Genomic DNA, 14,568 nt, shown 5'->3' with positions numbered 1-14,568 from the left:
GGGTTCCCAGGGACGTCATGGGGGCGTTTCCGGAGTCGCCGCGGGGGAAGCGACACTAGACTCTTGCTGTTTCCCGGCCGTGGACGCCCTCCAAGTCGTGGGCGACGCGGCTCCCCGATGAGTGAGCTGGACGGAACCGCATGTCTGGGTATGACCGCGTAGTGCAACCGGCGGCCGGTGACGAGGCCCTGGAGAACCACCTGGGTGGGGACGAGGCCAGGAACTACCGGCAGTACGAGCTCGACATGGTCGCCCCGCACGTGGGGAAGTCCATGCTGGAGATCGGTTCGGGCCTCGGGCACTTCGCCGAGTCGTTCCTGCCCCGCCTGGACAGGCTGGTGGTCAGTGACTTCGACCCCTACTGCGTCGAGCAGCTCAACAAGCGCTTCGCCGAGCGCGACGACGTGGACGTGCTGCAGTTCGGCCTGCCGACCGACATCCCGATCGGTGAGAAGGTCGACACGGTCGTGATGATGAACGTCCTCGAACACATCGAGGAGGACGTCGAGGCGCTGCGCTCCCTGGCGAAGGTCACCGCGCCCGGCGGCCGGATCGTCATCTGGGTGCCGGGCTACATGCAGCTCTACGGAGACTTCGACCGCAAGGTCGGCCACGTCACCCGCTACACCCCCGCGACCCTGCGCAGCACGGTCTCCAAGGCGGGCCTGGACATCGACGTGCTCAAGCCGATCAACTTCCTGGGCGGCATCGCCTGGTGGGTGGCGGTCCGCCGGGGCGGTGTCGGCTACCCCGACCCGCGTCTGGTCAAGATCTACGACCGTACGGTCGTCCCGGCGACCCGGTTCATCGAGCGTTTCGTGCGTCCGCCGTTCGGTCAGACCGTCTTCTGCGTGGCCCGCGTCCCCCGGTAGAAAAACCCGTTGCACCGTACGGCGGGCCCGCCGTACGGTGGTCCGCATGTGGATCAACTCCTAGAAAGCAGGCGTTGACCGGCCGTCGCCGGTCCGCCCGCGCTCAGCTCTCTGGCCCCGTTCGTCTGACGCGGCAGCTGAGGTTCCGGCACGGCACAGACCGCGTCGTCATGATCTTCCAAGGAGTCCATATGCGAATTCGCGTTGCCAAAAAGCAGCAGACCGTCACGCCTCGTATCCCGCTGCCCGAGCGGGCCCCGGCGCCCAGGCGGGTGCCGATGCCGCCCGTTCCCGCCCGGCACACCCGGCAGCCGCGCCGGATTCCCGGCCGGGGTGGTCGCTGACGGCCGGCCGGAGGCGGTGTCCACCCCGTTCCGGGTGGGCACCGCCGGGTCTCAGCCGTCGAGGCGTTCGATGACGGTGACGTTGGCCTGGCCGCCGCCCTCGCACATCGTCTGCAGGCCGTACCGGCCGCCGGTCCGCTCCAGCTCGTGCAGGAGTTTGGTCATCAGGATCGCCCCGGTCGCCCCGAGGGGGTGACCCAGGGCGATCGCGCCGCCGTTGGGGTTGACCCGCTCCGGGTCGGCGCCGATCTCCTTGAGCCAGGCCAGCGGCACCGGGGCGAAGGCCTCGTTGACCTCGAAGACGTCGATGTCGTCCACCGTGAGCCCGGCCCTGGCCAGGGCCTTCCTGGTCGCCGGGATGGGCGCGGTCAGCATGTGGACCGGGTCGTCGCCGGTGAGCGTCAGGGTGACGACGCGGGCCCTGGGGGTCAGGCCGTGCTCGCGGAGCGCCCGTTCCGAGGCGACCAGCAGGGCGCCGGAGCCGTCGGAGATCTGCGAGGAGGTCGCCGCGGTGATCCGGCCGCCCTCCCGCAGGGTCTTGAGGCCCGCCATCTTCTCCCGGGTGGTGTCGGCGCGGGGGCCCTCGTCGTTCTCGACGCCCGCGACGGGGACGATCTGGTCGCGGAAGCGGCCCTCCGCGACGGCTTCGAGCGCGCGCCGGTGGCTCTCGCAGGCGAAGCGCTCCAGTTCCTCGCGGCTCAGGTCCCACTTCTCGCACATCAGCTCGGCCCCGCGGAACTGGGAGATCTCCTGCCTGCCGTACCGCTCGGCCCAGCCCTCGCCGAACGGCGAGGGCAGGCCCTTCTCCAGGGCGGCGGTGACGGGGGAGCCCATCGGTACGACGCTCATGGACTCGACCCCGGCGGCGACCACGAGGTCCTGGGTGCCGGAGAGCACGCCCTGGGCGGCGAAGTGCAGCGCCTGCTGGGAGGAGCCGCACTGCCGGTCGACGGTCACCCCGGCCACGCCCTCCGGCAGCCCGGCCGACAGCCAGGCGGTGCGCGCGATGTCCATGCTCTGCGGGCCGAACTGCATGACGCAGCCCATGATCACGTCTTCGATCGCGGACGGATCGACGCCGGTGCGCTCGACGAGCGCCCTGAGCGTGTGGGCCGCCAGGTCCGCGGGGTGGACGGTGGACAGCCCTCCTTGCTTCCTGCCGACCGGGGTGCGGACCGCCCCGACGATGTACGCCTCTGCCACGGTGCCTCCTGCTCACAGAACCGAGCATTGTTCGGTTACCAGCAGGTTACCTCGGTCGGCGTGACGGTGGTCAGGACCGCTTGAGGACGACGTAGCCATCCCTGTCGAACACCTTGGTGTAGCCCGTGCGCAACGCCTCGTCCACCCGCTGCTGCTGCACCTCGGGACCCCCGAAGGGGAAGGTCCAGCGCGTCACGTCGGCCACGATCCACGGCGCGCCGTACGCCTGCGGACCCCACAGCAGCACCGTCGTCCTGGCGCTGAGCGCGGGACCGACGTTGTTGGCCGCCTCGACCACCACCCCGTCGGGGACCGTGGCCACGGCCTCGCGCGCCGCCGCGACGGACGGCTCCTCGGTGAAGAAGGACGACTCGACGAGGTTGCCCAGGGCGAAGCGCGGCACCAGGGTGAGCCCGATCACGCAGACCGCGAAGGCCCAGTGCCCGGCCAGCGCCCGCGACCGCTCGGGGAAGCGCCCGCGCAGCCGTCCGGAGAGCCGGTGGACACCGTCCACGGCGGCGCAGACGAGGATGGCCGCGAGGAAGGCGTTGTACTGGAAGTCGGTCCCCCACCACTGCGGCCGGTCGGCCAGGAACCGTTCGACCAGCAGCGGGACGGCGACCAGGACCAGCGGGGACAGCAGCGCGGTCAGCAGCATCGGCCACAGCAGGAAGGCCATGGTGTCCACCTTGACCTCGGGGCTGACCATCTGCCACAGCGTGCCGAACGGGTCACGGACGATGGACAGCGCCACCTCGCCGAGGGTCGCGCCGCGACTGCCGTACGCCCAGTGGAAGCCCTCGCCGCCCGAGCCGATCATCGGCATCACCACGCCGCGGATGAGCAGCAGCGCGCCGCCGCCCATCAGGACGAGGGCCGTCCCCTCAAGCCTGCGTCTGATGAGGAACAGGTAGACCCCGAACCCGGCGACCAGCAGGCCCATGTCCTCCTTGACCAGCAGGATGCCGATGGCGGCGAGGACGGCGTAGCGGGTCCTGCCCGCGTCCGCCCGCTCGATCATGATCGCGCTGAGCAGCGGGACGAACGCCACCTCGTGGAAGTCGAACCCGGCGGCCTGCGCGACCGGCCAGGAGACCAGGTAGGCGACCGCGACCAGGTGCGCGGGGACCGGGCCGAGACGGCGGCTCGTGTAGTGCCAGACGGGGACGGCGGCCAGCGAGAGCAGCGCCGCCTGCGCGACGATGAGGGTCCGCGGGTCGTCGTACACCCAGTACAGCGGGGCCAGGACGGCCAGGATCGGCGAGAAGTGGTCGGCCGGCTGGACGAAGTCCATGCCCTGGTTGTAGAACATGCCGACCGAGGGGGCGACCGGCGGCCCGAAACTCGCGTACCCGCGCACCGCCTGGTCGAAGATGACCAGGTCGAAGATGCTCGCCTTGAACGCCGAGAACTTGACCAGCCCGAGCACGCTGTAGGCCGCGGTGGCCAGGGCGACGAGCGCGCCGAGCGTCAGACCGTGTCGCCGCTCGCGCAGGAACGCCGGGACGTCGCGTGCCTTGTCCGTCCTGTCGACCGGCTCCTCGGCGGTCGCGGTCACCGCGCTCATGCTCTGCGGGTGCTCGTCATCGTCGCGTAGGCGATGACGTTGTCGGTGTAGTGGCCGGTCGTGTGGTTGTAGGTACCGCCACAGGTGATCACATGAAGCCGGGGTATCGGCGAGTCGCCGTATACGCGCTGTGTCGGGAACACCGTCTTGTCCGCCTGTTCGAGTCCGTCTACCGTGAAAACCGCGATGATGCCGTCCTGCCGCCGGACTTCGATCTCGTCGCCGTTCCTGATCTCGGCCAGGCGGCTGAAGACCGCGCTTCCCGAGCGCGTGTCCTTGTGCCCGAGCATGATCGCGGGACCGGCCTCGCCCGCCGTCGGCCCCGAACGGTACCAGCCGACCAGGTTCGGATTGCCGACCGACGGCACCTCGATCGCGCCTTTTTTGTCGAGTCCGACCGAGGTGATCGGCGCGTTGATGTTCAGCCGCTTGATGACCAGGCGTAGCGGGGTCGAGGGCTGCATCGCGGGGGCGGGAGGCAGGCGCGGTTCGGGCGGCGGCGCGGTCGGATCGGCCCTGAAGTAGGGGTCGGCGGGCGCGGTGGCGTTGACCGCGCTGCGGGGCGGCAGCGTCGTGCGCTGCTCGGCCAGGCCGTACTCGTCCGGGGAGACCGCCATCATCAGCAGGCCGACCAGCACCGTGACCACCCCGGCCGCCCCGGCGAGGATGAGCACCGAGCGCAGGATCCTGCCGCCCCCGGCCCGGTCGCCGTACGGCTCCTCGTACTCCGGGTAGGGGTAGTACCCCTGGTCGTACGGCTGTGCGGGGTGCTCCGGCGGCCAGCCTTCCGGTGGCGGGGTGGTCATGCGGCGCCCCGGTCAGCCCCGGGTCGCCGTACGGCGCCGCAGCATCAACCCGCCGATCCCCGCCGCCAAGATCATCGCCGTCCCGCCGAGGACGAACATCCTGGCGTCGGGACCGGCGTCCCCTCCCCCGCCCGTCGAGGCGCCGCCACCGGGGGTCTCGGCGACATGCCCGGACTTCCTGGGCTTGGGGGGCTTGGCGGTCTTGGTCTGGGTGATGGTCACGACCGGCTCGGGAGTGGGCGTGTCGGCCGGAGTGGTCGTCGTCGTCGGGGTGGTGGTCGCGGTCGTGGTCGGCGTGGTGGTGGCCGCGCCGGTCGGCTTGACGGTGACCAGCAGCGCGGCGGCGGTCGCCTCCGCCGGGGTGGCGACCAGGCAGTCGTAGATGAGGGTCTCCGTCCCGGTGCCCGCGGCCGCCTGGTGGCTGACGGAGAAGGCGTCCGGCCGGACCGTGACGACCCCGGCCGCGGTCGGGACCACGGTGACCAGCACGGTGGGCAGCGGGGGCAGCACTCCGTTGACGGCCACGACCCCGGGCGTCGTCGTGGCCAGGACCGAGTGGATGTCCCCCGTGGTTGTCGGCACGGGCCCGGAGATCGACGTGTCCGCCTCGATCACGATCCGGTCCCCCGCGGCGATGGCCACCGGGGCGACCAGGTTCGGCGGCGCGGGGGGCTGACCGGCCTTCCAGGTCACCACGACGGTCGCGCTCGGAGTGGGGGTCGTGAGGGGGCCCGACAGGTCCATCTGCATCTTGTAGGTGCCGGCGGTGCCGGTACCCGAGGCCGCGGTGCACGTGTAGGTGACCGGCTTGGCCACCGCCGTCATCGAGGCGATCGCGGGAACCGCGCCGAGGAGGATGCCCGCGCCGACCACTCCGGCTGCCGTCTTCGCCGCGACGCGACGACGCGTCTTGGACCTCAGCACAGTTACTCTCCGTTTCGGCACAGCTGACCGCTTTGGCGCGGTTGCCCACGATTCCAGGCGATGGTCACAGTCCGGCATAGATCCTATGAACACAAGCAGAGAGATGCACGTGTCTTGGCAAAACGGGCATAAATTCCGTCCTGTCTCATCAAGACAGTGCACGCCAGGAAAAAGACCTCTCAGGCGCGCAGCGCCCGGATCACCACCGTGGTGATCGGCAGTTCGAACTCACCCCGCGCGGTCTCCGGAGTCGAGCGCAGGTAGTCGGCGATCCTGCCCAGCAGCTCGGCGCGGTCTCCCTCGGGAAGCGTCAGCACGTGGAAGTGGGTGGCGATCGTGGCGACCATGGACTCGGCGGTCCTGCGCTGGCTGTGCGGGAACCAGGCCTGCTCGACCGGGCCGAACCACGGCTCTCCGAGTTCGAGCATGTCGGGACGCCACTGCGTGCGGGAGACCGTGCTGCGCGCGACCTCCTTCAGCCCGTTCACCCACGGCACCTGGTCGTCGTCGAGGTTCCACAACCCCGCGACCACCCCGCCGGGCGCCAGGACCCGGGCCATCTCCGGCGCGGCCCGGTCGAGGTCGAACCAGTGCATCGCCTGCCCGACCAGGACCGCGTCGACCGAACTGTCCGGCAGCGGGATCCGCTCCGCGCCGCCCGGCAGGGCCTCGACCCTGGGCAGCCGTACCCGGAACTGGCGGAGCATGGCCGGGTCCGGCTCGACCGCGACGACATCGGTGACGTGCCTCAGCAGCACCTCGGTCAGCTTCCCGGTGCCCGCTCCCAGGTCGAGGACGCGCGGAGGCTGCGAGCCCCTGACGGGTTCGAGCGCCCACAGCACGGCGGCGTCGGGGTAGTCGGGCCGCTCCCGCGCGTAGGCCTCAGCCTGGCCGCCGAACGATGACGCCCTGCGGGCCGCGGACTCGGGGTCGATGCCGGGGAAAGCGCTGGGTCCACCCATGCCATCACGATATAGGTCCATATTTCATGGCTCATCGTGAAAAAAAGGGTTTTCCTGGTAAATCGCCTGGTGAGCACGGGTGAACCCTCGGGTAAAAGGGCCATACCATCACTCCGGGTGACCGTCGATCACCCGGCCAGCGCCCGGCGGTAGGGAGTCAGGGTCGCGAGCCACTCGTCAAGGGAGTCCGCGTCCTGCCACAGGTCGTACAGTTCGTTGTCCCCGGGGCGGGCCGCCCGGTCGAGAAGGTCGGCGGCGAGCCCGCGCAACGCCGCGTCCACCTGGAACGGGTTGCCCTCAAGCCATCTGACCGCCACCGGGTCGGTCAGGGCGACGGACTCGGCACCGGCCAGACGGGCGATCGTGAGACAGGCCATCGCGACCGCGCCCGCCATGTCCGGCCCCTCGACGTAGTCGTCCTGGTCGAGGATCTCCCGCAGCGCCTCCGACAGGGCCGCCGCCGGGTCCGCCGTACCGTCGAGATGCGCCAGCAGGTCGAGTGCCCCGTCGTTGTCGAACGGTCCCAGATCCCAGGCTCCCATGTCGCACCTCTCCTCACCGGCCTCTTCCTCGGTTCGGAGATTAGGCGGCACCTCCGACAAATCACCCAAAGTTCTCCTTCGACCGGATGAGGGGGCGTGGACGGGTCCCCCAGCGTGGAGGAGGAAACGGGCCATCCGCGTCCCTACCTTCGAGACATGGCGGACAGAAACCCGGAACGCACCACGAGACCACGCCCCAGGAGAGGTCGCAGACTGCTGCGGACACTGCTCCGGGCAGCGGCCTTCGCCCTGGTCCTGCTCGTGCTGGCCTCTGGGGTGGGGTTCGCCTACGAGTCGAACGCCTCACGGGCCGACGCGCGGGAGCACCGGGCACCGGGACGGCTGGTCGACGTGGGCGGCCACCGCCTGCACCTGTACTGCACCGGCCGGGGCGCCCCGACCGTCGTGCTCGAAGCGGGACTGGCCGAGTCGAGCGCGAGCTGGGAGGTGATCCAGCGCCGCCTGTCCGCCCGCTCCCGGGTGTGCTCCTACGACCGGGCGGGATACGCCTGGAGCCAGGAGGGACCCTCCCCCCGTACGGCGGAGCGCCTGGCCGGAGAGCTGCACGCGCTGCTGGCCGCCTCCGGGGAGGCCGGGCCGTACGTGCTGGTCGCGCACTCCTTCGGCGGCAACGTCGTACGGGTCTTCGCCGACCGCCGGCGGAGCCTGACCGCCGGGCTCGTGCTGATCGACGTCACCGACGAGACGGCCTTGACGGCGCTGCGGATCTCCCGGCCGCTGATGGCCGTACAGCTCGGCGTCAACCAGTTCGTCGCCCGGGTCGGGTTGCTCAGACTGCGCGGCGACGCCTTCGTGCCTCCGGAGGCGACCCCGACGGCCCGCGCGAACGCCACCGTCGTCTACGGCTCGGGCAGCATGGCGGCGGCCCGCGCCGAGGCGTGGGCGTCGGTGGACAGCGCCGCCCAGGTGGCCGCGACGGTCCGTCCCGGGGCGTGGGGCGACCTGCCGGTCACGGTGATCGTCCCGGCGGGACAGCCGGAGGAGGACACCAGGCACGCCAGGAGCCTGGCGGCGCTGTCGAGCCGGGGTCGCCTGGTGACGGCCTCGACCACCGAGCACTACGTGCAGAACGCCCAGCCCGGCCTCGTCCTCGCCGAGATCGCCAGAGTCGCCGCCGGGTGATCAGCCGGGCAGGTCGACCTCCTCGCGCAGCACGCTGTAGATCACCCCGTCACGCCAGTGACCGTTCCTGAACGAGTAACCGCGCAGCACGCCCTCCCGGGTGAAGCCCGCCTTCTCCAGCGCGCGCTGCTCGGCGAGGTTGGCGTCCTCGGTGACCGCCTCGACCCTGACCACCTGCGTGTGCGCGAACAGGTACTCCACCAGCAGGCGCTGCGCCCGGGTGCCGAAGCCCCGGCCCCTGGCCTCGGGCAGCAGGGCGATCCCCAGGTTCCAGCAGTGTGAGGTCTGCGCGGTCAGGATCCTGCGCCAGGAGACGAAGCCCAGCCGCTCCGCGCCGTTGACGACCAGCAACAGGCCACCCTCGGCGTCGAAGAAGCCGTTCTTCGCCCACTTCCTGCGCCACCTGCCGGGGTCCGACCAGCCGAGCCAGCCGAACAGCCCCGCCGCCTCCGGCTCGACGGAGAAGCGCCCAAGCGTCTCCAGGTCCTCCTCGACGATCGGCCGTAACGCCACCTGATCAACGCTCATGCCGTCACGCTACGAACCGCCGGGCGAACCGTCCAGATGCCCGAAGACCTCCCGCGCCGCCCCGAGGCTGTCCCGCAGCGCCCGCTCAAGCTCGTCGGCCTCCTCGGCCAGCCGCCCGACCTCGGGTACGGCCAGCGCGTCCGCCCCCGACTCGGCGAGCAGCTCCTCGTAGCGCGGCAGTCGTTCGGCGAACGCCCGCAGTTGGTCATGCGCCCGCTGGGCCTGTTCCGCCCGCGCGACATGGGCGGCGTAGCGTTCGATCGCCTCGACCCTGGCGACGACCGCCTTCTCGCTCTCGGCCAGCACCCGTTCCAGGGGCCGCACCGCGGCCGAGACCTCCGGGGTCACCCCACCGGCCATGAGTGTCCTGTGCTCCGCGCGCAACGCGGACAGCTTGGCCAGCAGGCGTGCGATCTCCCACTCCTGCGCGGGCAGGACCACCGTGTTGCGCACGTCGTCGAGAAGACCCTCGGCGTTGACCCGCGAACCGAGGATCGAACCGGCCGCCGTCCTCGTCCTGACGAGCAGTTCTCTCGCCGCGTCGTCGAAATCCTCCTCAAGGAGATAACTCTCCCGGCAGTCTTCGGCGAGGCCGTACAAGACGTGTTCCGGAGAAAGGCGGTCCTCCGCGTCGCCGGCGGCCCGTATCGCGGCGACGACGAGGCCGACCAGCGTGAGGGAAAGCACGATCTCGACCAGAAGACCGGCGCCGACGAAAACCGCGGCGACAAGGGCCAATGCCGTCAGCATTCCCTTGACCGCGAGGGAGGCGGCCGACCGCTTCCTGGGCGGTGGCAGGGGTTTCCAGCCTTTTCGCACCTTTTCGAGCATGAGCGCGTTGTCACCGAGGACGGTCGCCGTCTCCTCAGGAAGGGCGGGGTCGACGATTATCCGGATTCTACGGTTGCCGGCCCGCGTAGTCGCCATGTGCTGGATCCTAACCGTTTCAGAAATGCGATTTCCGTTTTCCCGAAGCGCTTTATACGCGAGGAAAGCAGGTGGCCTCCCCGCTTCGGTCTGCCTACATTTGGTCCATGACGACTTCCCCATTCCAGGTGATCTGCGAGATCGAGCCGCCGACCCGGCCCGACCTGATGCACGTCCGGCACCAGATCGGAACCCTGAGCAAGATCTCCGACACCTTCCTGGTGCCCGACAACCACATCGGCCGTGCCACGGTCTCCAGCGTGGCGGTCGCGCACGAGGTCGAGGCGATGGGAGGCCGTAGCATCGCGTGCCTCAACTCACGCGACCGCAACCTGCTGGGGTTCCGCCGCGACCTGCTGACCGCCGCGGCCTACGGCGTCGACCGCTTCCTGTTCGTCTACGGGGACAAGCCGGCGACGGGCAACCGCACCGGCGACCTGAACGTGCGCGCGATGATCGAGGAGGTCCGTGCCCTGCCGGACGACCCCGCCTTCGCCGGGGTGCGCCCCTTCCAGGTCGGTACGGCCGCCGGCCTTCGCCCGCTGCCCGCCTGGAAGCACGCGGCCGACTTCGTCTTCGTCCAGGTCAGCTTCTCCCTGGAGGCCCTGCTGAGGTGGCGGGAGGCCAACCCCGTCGAGGTCCCCGTCTACGCGGGCGTGATGGTCCTGGCCAGCGAGAACCACGCCCGGCGTCTCTCCGCCGCGATCCCGGACATCGACATCCCCGAGGACCTGGTCCGCACGGTCGCCGCCGACCGCCAGGCCGGGGTCGAGGCCACCTGCGAGCAGGTCCTCAAGATCCGCGAATCCGGCGCCTTCGACGGGGTTCACCTGATCCCGGTCTCCCGCTACCGCCAGGTCGCCGCCCGGCTTGAGGAACTGCTCTGACAGGTTCGTCCCAGAACGCCCGGCCGGTCAGCGGCCGGTCAGCAGTGCGGCGAAACGGTCGACATCGACGTTGCCGCCGCTGATGATCACACCGATCCGCCGTCCCGCCAGGTCTCCCGCGAGCCTGCGGACGGCGGCGAGGCCGAGTGCGCCGGTGGGCTCGACGACGATCTTCATGGTGGCGAAGAAGGTCCGCATGGCCTCGACGAGCTCGGCGTCGGTCGCGGTGACGATGTCGTCGACGTCGCGGCTGATGATCGCGAAGGTGTGGGCGCCGAGATGCTGGGTCTGCGCGCCGTCGGCGATGGTCACCGGGGTGTCGATGTGGACGACGCTCCCCTGGCGCAGGGACCGCAGGCCGTCGTCGCCCGCCTCGGGCTCCACGCCGTACAGCGCGCAGCCCGGCGACAGCTCCTTGGCCACCAGCGCGGTGCCGGACAGCAGCCCGCCCCCGCCGAGCGGCACGAACAGCGCGTCGAGGTCGCCGACCTCCTCCAGCAGCTCCAGGGCGGCGGTGCCCTGCCCCGCGATGACGTCCGGATGGTCGTATGGCGGGATCAACGTGAGCCCGTGCTCCACGGCCAGCGCGCGGCCGATCTCCTCACGGTCCTCGGCGTAGCGGTCGTAGCCGACGACCCGCCCGCCGTACCCCTTGGTCGCGGCGACCTTCGCGGCGGGCGCGTCGTGGGGCATGACGATCGTGGCCGGGATGTCCAGCATCCTGGCGGCCAGCGCCACGGCCTGGGCGTGGTTGCCCGAGGAGTAGGCGACCACGCCCGCGCGCCGCTGCTCCGGGGTGAACCGGGACAGGGCGTTGAACGCGCCACGGAACTTGAAGGCGCCCATGCGCTGAAGGTTCTCGCACTTGAACACCACGTCGGCGCCGACGCTCTCGTTGATCCGGCGCGAGCGCAGCACGGGGGTGCGGTGCGCGTGGGAGGAGATACGGGCGGCGGCGTCCCGGACGTCGTCGTAGGTCGGCAGCTGGAGCATCGGCGGCTTCTCCCCTTCGGGGTTCTTCGACGGTTCGCAACGATCTTCGACACGACCACGGTAACCGCCCCGGCCGTTCGCGTCAGCCCTCCCGCCGGTCCGCCTCCCGGTCGGGCCGCACGGATCCGGGCCCCGTCGACCAGGCTTCCCGGGACGGTCCTCGCAGGTCAGGGCTTGTGGGCCCGGCACCGCGAACCAGACCCCGTAGGGCGGGTTCCGCGGGTCGGGCCTCACGGACCAGACCCTGCGAGCCGGACTTCCCGGACCAGGCCTCGCGGGTCAGGCACCGCGGAGCGGGCTGCACGGACCAGACTGATCGGCTCAGACTTCGCGGGTCAGGCTTTGCAGGCCAGGCCTCTCGGGTCAGGCTTCGCGGGTCAGGCTTTGCGGGTGGCCGACAGGGTCGCGTAGACGATGATGTTGTCGGTGTAGTGGTGGGTCCGGCTGTTGTAGACGCCGCCGCAGGTGATCAGGCGCAGAGTCGCCTCTCCGGTGTTGCCGTAGACCCGCTTCGACGGGAACGACGTCTTGCTGACCTGCTCGACCCCGTCCACGGTGAACTCCACGATGGTCCTGTCCGACCTGGATACCTTGATCTTGTCCCCGCGTTTGATCTCCTTCAGGCGGCTGAAGACGGCCGCCCCACTGCGGGTGTTCACGTGCCCGAGCACCACCGAGGGGCCCTGCTGCCCGGGGACCGGGCCGTTCTTGTACCAACCTGCCAGGTTCGGCTTGCTCAACGGCGGGGTCTGGATCTCCTTCTTGGCGTCGACACCCAGCGCCATCAGCGGAGCCAGCAGCCCGATCTTGGGAATGGCCAGCTTGTTCGGCCGTACCCCCGCGCTCTTGAGCGGCGCGGGGGGCTTGACCACGGGCAGCGGCGGCGCCGCCGTAGGAGCGGCGGCCGTCAACGGCGCGTCGAGCCCGCCGTGCCCCACCTCGGCGGGGGCCGCCGCGACCGGCTCCTGCGGCTGCGGATCCTGCGACTGCCCCGGCTGTACGGCCTGCGTCTCCTGGCCACCCTGGGTGGGGACGTCCTGCACGATCATGCTGTCGGCCGCCCGCGGCACGGGTGGGCCGTACGGCTCGTCGTCGGCGACCGGCGTCAGGTAGGTCAGCAGCCCGGCCATGATCGCGGCGACCCCGCCGAGCGAGCCGACCACCAGCAGGGTGGGCAGCAGGAGGCCGCCGCCCTTCCTGGGCGGACGGCCGCCGCCGTAGTAGGGGCCCTGACCCTGTGAAGGCCCTGGATACATCCGGCGCCTCCTTACCTGTCCCCGCGCATGCGCCTACTGTCCCCTATCGACCCGCTTCGTGTCAGCGGCCCTGGCTGTGCGCCGCACGCCGCCGCCTCAACGCCACTCCGCCGACCACGCTCGCGAGCACCATCGCCGTCCCGCCGCCGATCAGCCCCGCGCCCGAACGATTCTCGTCGGGAGCCTCACCCGTCTGCGCACCACCGCTGGGCGTCACGATCACCTGAGGAGCGGTCGGCGTCGGCCGGGTGGGGGTCACGGTCGCGGTGACGGTGAGGGTGGGCTTGGGAGTGGCGGTGTGGGGCGGCACGGTCGTGTAGTAGGTGCTGGGCACCACGGTCGGAGTCCTGGTGGGGGTGGGGGTCGGAGTCGTGGGGGTAACCGTTGGAGCAGGCGTCTTCTCGACCTTCACCGGCACCGTCTCGGCCTTGGTGGGTTTACAGACAGCATTGAAGTTGTCGACATCTGTATAAAGCTCGGGCTTCGGTTCCTTGAGCACCCTGAAAGCGTCGACGATCAAATACTTTCCAGGGGAGGCGTTCTTCAGCTTGACGGTGTACGTTCCGTACTTCAAACCCTTCACGGACCAAAGAACTTGCTGCGTCCGCTTCACATCGGCCGGAACGTTGGTCTGACCGTCCGCCTCCTTTGAGGCATTGACCTTCGTCGCAGGCTGGACCGGACTTCCAGCCTTGGTGAGGGTGACTTCGACCTCACCCATGTCGTCATCGCGTTCGGTGACGTATTCGACTCCAGTGCCGGTGAACGAGAACTCGGCGGTCGCGCCATCATCAGTGGTCGCGTGCACGTCTTTCCCGATGTCGTCGATTTTGTCGTCGGCCCTGCGAGTCCACTTGTTGCCCACGGAATACTTGATCGCAGGGTTTTCCGCCCCGTTGACACTGTCGTTGAAGACGATCACCTCATCGGAGGGCAGGTACTGCACCGTGAGGCTCCTGGGCGTGACCTTGATCTCGCCTTCCTTCCCGACGATGTAGGAACCCGGCGCCAATGTGGGAAGGGGAAGCGGCGCGCCCTTCTGCAGAGCGTTGGCGACGACGGTCTCTCCCATCGAGTCGAGCGTTCCCGTGCCGCTCCAGTAGTCGGATATCCCCGCGCTGCCCCGGGCGACCACACGCGCCTTCGCGGGCGAGTCCTCCGGAGCCTTGAAAGGGGAATCACCCAGAGTCCACTTGATATCAAGTGACTGCCCGATGTAGACCTTCGTCGGAAAAGCGACCCTGACCTGAATCTTCGTTCCATCCGGAGCCAAATCACTTGCCGGAGGAGTGCAGAAGAAGTCCGAGATATAGGTGTCCGTGTCGGCAACGCTCTGAGAGCTCGTCAGAACGACCAGGGAACCAGCCGCCACCCCTAGGACTGACGCCGCGACTGCCTTGCGGAGTCCTGCTCCCCACCGAACCACTGGTCGCTCCGATCATCGGATCTGGCCATAAAACCGGTCATAAAGTCACAACTCGCTCCGGATCGTACTGCCCAGCCCCAGCATGACGCAGGAAGATGACAAGACCCCCAGCAGACTGTGGCGGACTTGTGATCCGCCCGAATCTCCGGCGGAGGCCGTACAACGCCCGCTACCTGGGTGTACCTATG

Annotated in this window: 15 protein-coding genes; 4 read left to right on the top strand and 11 right to left on the bottom strand. The window is 69.9% G+C overall.

Features of this window, described 5'->3' with window-relative positions:
* Positions 1-140 precede the first annotated feature (140 nt).
* A complete protein-coding gene (locus ACFOYY_RS05995) occupies positions 141-872 on the top strand; it encodes a class I SAM-dependent methyltransferase (RefSeq protein ID WP_352014732.1) in 732 nt (243 codons plus the stop codon).
* Between the two features lie 191 nt (positions 873-1,063).
* Positions 1,064-1,216 (top strand): hypothetical protein, encoded by a 153-nt coding sequence (locus ACFOYY_RS05990; protein WP_386188462.1) that lies wholly within the window; start codon positions 1,064-1,066, stop codon positions 1,214-1,216.
* A gap of 51 nt (positions 1,217-1,267) precedes the next feature.
* Here ACFOYY_RS05990 and ACFOYY_RS05985 read toward each other — a convergent pair whose 3' ends face one another.
* From ACFOYY_RS05985 to ACFOYY_RS05960, 6 genes are all read right to left on the bottom strand, one after another.
* On the bottom strand, positions 1,268-2,419 hold the full coding sequence (locus ACFOYY_RS05985) for an acetyl-CoA C-acetyltransferase (protein ID WP_362781285.1): 1,152 nt from the start codon (positions 2,417-2,419) through the stop codon (positions 1,268-1,270).
* A 70-nt stretch (positions 2,420-2,489) separates the two neighbouring features.
* Positions 2,490-3,986, bottom strand: coding sequence for a DUF2079 domain-containing protein (locus tag ACFOYY_RS05980; protein WP_352014729.1), 1,497 nt, complete (start codon positions 3,984-3,986; stop codon positions 2,490-2,492).
* Positions 3,983-4,792 carry a class F sortase gene (locus tag ACFOYY_RS05975; RefSeq protein ID WP_362781281.1) on the bottom strand — a complete coding sequence of 270 codons (810 nt, stop codon included), beginning with the start codon at positions 4,790-4,792 and terminating at the stop codon, positions 3,983-3,985. Before ACFOYY_RS05975 ends, ACFOYY_RS05980 begins: the two co-directional genes overlap by 4 nt.
* A 12-nt stretch (positions 4,793-4,804) precedes the next feature.
* Positions 4,805-5,716: a hypothetical protein gene (locus ACFOYY_RS05970; RefSeq protein WP_352014727.1), complete on the bottom strand. Its 912-nt coding sequence runs from the start codon at positions 5,714-5,716 to the stop codon at positions 4,805-4,807.
* 179 nt (positions 5,717-5,895) lie between these two features.
* On the bottom strand, positions 5,896-6,678 hold the full coding sequence (locus tag ACFOYY_RS05965; protein WP_386188459.1) for a class I SAM-dependent methyltransferase: 783 nt from the start codon (positions 6,676-6,678) through the stop codon (positions 5,896-5,898).
* A gap of 128 nt (positions 6,679-6,806) precedes the next feature.
* Positions 6,807-7,220 carry a DUF4259 domain-containing protein gene (locus ACFOYY_RS05960; protein WP_362781276.1) on the bottom strand — a complete coding sequence of 138 codons (414 nt, stop codon included), beginning with the start codon at positions 7,218-7,220 and terminating at the stop codon, positions 6,807-6,809.
* Positions 7,221-7,376: 156 nt separating this feature from the next.
* On the opposite strand from ACFOYY_RS05960, the gene ACFOYY_RS05955 reads away from it, so the two are divergent.
* Positions 7,377-8,363 (top strand): alpha/beta hydrolase, encoded by a 987-nt coding sequence (locus tag ACFOYY_RS05955; protein WP_386188457.1) that lies wholly within the window; start codon positions 7,377-7,379, stop codon positions 8,361-8,363.
* On the opposite strand, the gene ACFOYY_RS05950 is transcribed toward ACFOYY_RS05955, so the two are convergent.
* Together ACFOYY_RS05950 and ACFOYY_RS05945 are read right to left on the bottom strand one after the other, a co-directional pair.
* The gene (locus tag ACFOYY_RS05950) at positions 8,364-8,891 is read right to left on the bottom strand and encodes a GNAT family N-acetyltransferase (protein ID WP_386188455.1); all 528 of its coding nucleotides are present in this window, start codon (positions 8,889-8,891) and stop codon (positions 8,364-8,366) included.
* Positions 8,892-8,900: 9 nt separating this feature from the next.
* The gene (locus tag ACFOYY_RS05945) at positions 8,901-9,818 is read right to left on the bottom strand and encodes a hypothetical protein (protein WP_386188453.1); all 918 of its coding nucleotides are present in this window, start codon (positions 9,816-9,818) and stop codon (positions 8,901-8,903) included.
* 107 nt (positions 9,819-9,925) lie between these two features.
* Between ACFOYY_RS05945 and ACFOYY_RS05940 the strand changes: the two genes are divergently transcribed.
* The gene (locus ACFOYY_RS05940) at positions 9,926-10,705 is read left to right on the top strand and encodes a methylenetetrahydrofolate reductase (protein WP_386188451.1); all 780 of its coding nucleotides are present in this window, start codon (positions 9,926-9,928) and stop codon (positions 10,703-10,705) included.
* Between the two features lie 27 nt (positions 10,706-10,732).
* Here ACFOYY_RS05940 and ACFOYY_RS05935 read toward each other — a convergent pair whose 3' ends face one another.
* The 3 genes from ACFOYY_RS05935 to ACFOYY_RS05925 all read right to left on the bottom strand — a co-directional run bounded on the left by ACFOYY_RS05935 (position 10,733) and on the right by ACFOYY_RS05925 (position 14,326).
* Complete coding sequence (locus ACFOYY_RS05935) at positions 10,733-11,698, bottom strand: threo-3-hydroxy-L-aspartate ammonia-lyase (protein ID WP_362915218.1); 966 nt, start codon at positions 11,696-11,698, stop codon at positions 10,733-10,735.
* A 377-nt stretch (positions 11,699-12,075) separates the two neighbouring features.
* Positions 12,076-12,954, bottom strand: a complete 879-nt coding sequence (locus tag ACFOYY_RS05930) for a class F sortase (protein WP_386188449.1) — start codon at positions 12,952-12,954, stop codon at positions 12,076-12,078.
* 61 nt (positions 12,955-13,015) lie between these two features.
* The gene (locus ACFOYY_RS05925) at positions 13,016-14,326 is read right to left on the bottom strand and encodes a hypothetical protein (protein WP_386188447.1); all 1,311 of its coding nucleotides are present in this window, start codon (positions 14,324-14,326) and stop codon (positions 13,016-13,018) included.
* Positions 14,327-14,568: the final 242 nt, after the last annotated feature.

The organism is Streptosporangium jomthongense (assembly GCF_042650425.1).
GTDB lineage: Bacteria > Actinomycetota > Actinomycetes > Streptosporangiales > Streptosporangiaceae > Streptosporangium.
The sequence above is the reverse complement of the archived record's forward strand: the minus strand, read 5'-3'. Positions and strand labels throughout refer to the sequence as shown.

Excerpts from the sequence above, each read along its gene's own strand:
- ACFOYY_RS05995 (WP_352014732.1), top strand. The coding sequence starts at position 141 with ATGTCTGGGTATGACCGCGTAGTGCAACCGGCGGCCGGTGACGAGGCC.
- ACFOYY_RS05950 (WP_386188455.1), bottom strand. The coding sequence starts at position 8,891 with ATGAGCGTTGATCAGGTGGCGTTACGGCCGATCGTCGAGGAGGACCTG.
- ACFOYY_RS05945 (WP_386188453.1), bottom strand. The coding sequence starts at position 9,818 with ATGGCGACTACGCGGGCCGGCAACCGTAGAATCCGGATAATCGTCGAC.
- ACFOYY_RS05980 (WP_352014729.1), bottom strand. The coding sequence starts at position 3,986 with ATGAGCGCGGTGACCGCGACCGCCGAGGAGCCGGTCGACAGGACGGAC.
- ACFOYY_RS05975 (WP_362781281.1), bottom strand. The coding sequence starts at position 4,792 with ATGACCACCCCGCCACCGGAAGGCTGGCCGCCGGAGCACCCCGCACAG.
- ACFOYY_RS05940 (WP_386188451.1), top strand. The coding sequence starts at position 9,926 with ATGACGACTTCCCCATTCCAGGTGATCTGCGAGATCGAGCCGCCGACC.
- ACFOYY_RS05930 (WP_386188449.1), bottom strand. The coding sequence starts at position 12,954 with ATGTATCCAGGGCCTTCACAGGGTCAGGGCCCCTACTACGGCGGCGGC.
- ACFOYY_RS05935 (WP_362915218.1), bottom strand. The coding sequence starts at position 11,698 with ATGCTCCAGCTGCCGACCTACGACGACGTCCGGGACGCCGCCGCCCGT.
- ACFOYY_RS05960 (WP_362781276.1), bottom strand. The coding sequence starts at position 7,220 with ATGGGAGCCTGGGATCTGGGACCGTTCGACAACGACGGGGCACTCGAC.
- ACFOYY_RS05990 (WP_386188462.1), top strand. The coding sequence starts at position 1,064 with ATGCGAATTCGCGTTGCCAAAAAGCAGCAGACCGTCACGCCTCGTATC.
- ACFOYY_RS05965 (WP_386188459.1), bottom strand. The coding sequence starts at position 6,678 with ATGGGTGGACCCAGCGCTTTCCCCGGCATCGACCCCGAGTCCGCGGCC.
- ACFOYY_RS05955 (WP_386188457.1), top strand. The coding sequence starts at position 7,377 with ATGGCGGACAGAAACCCGGAACGCACCACGAGACCACGCCCCAGGAGA.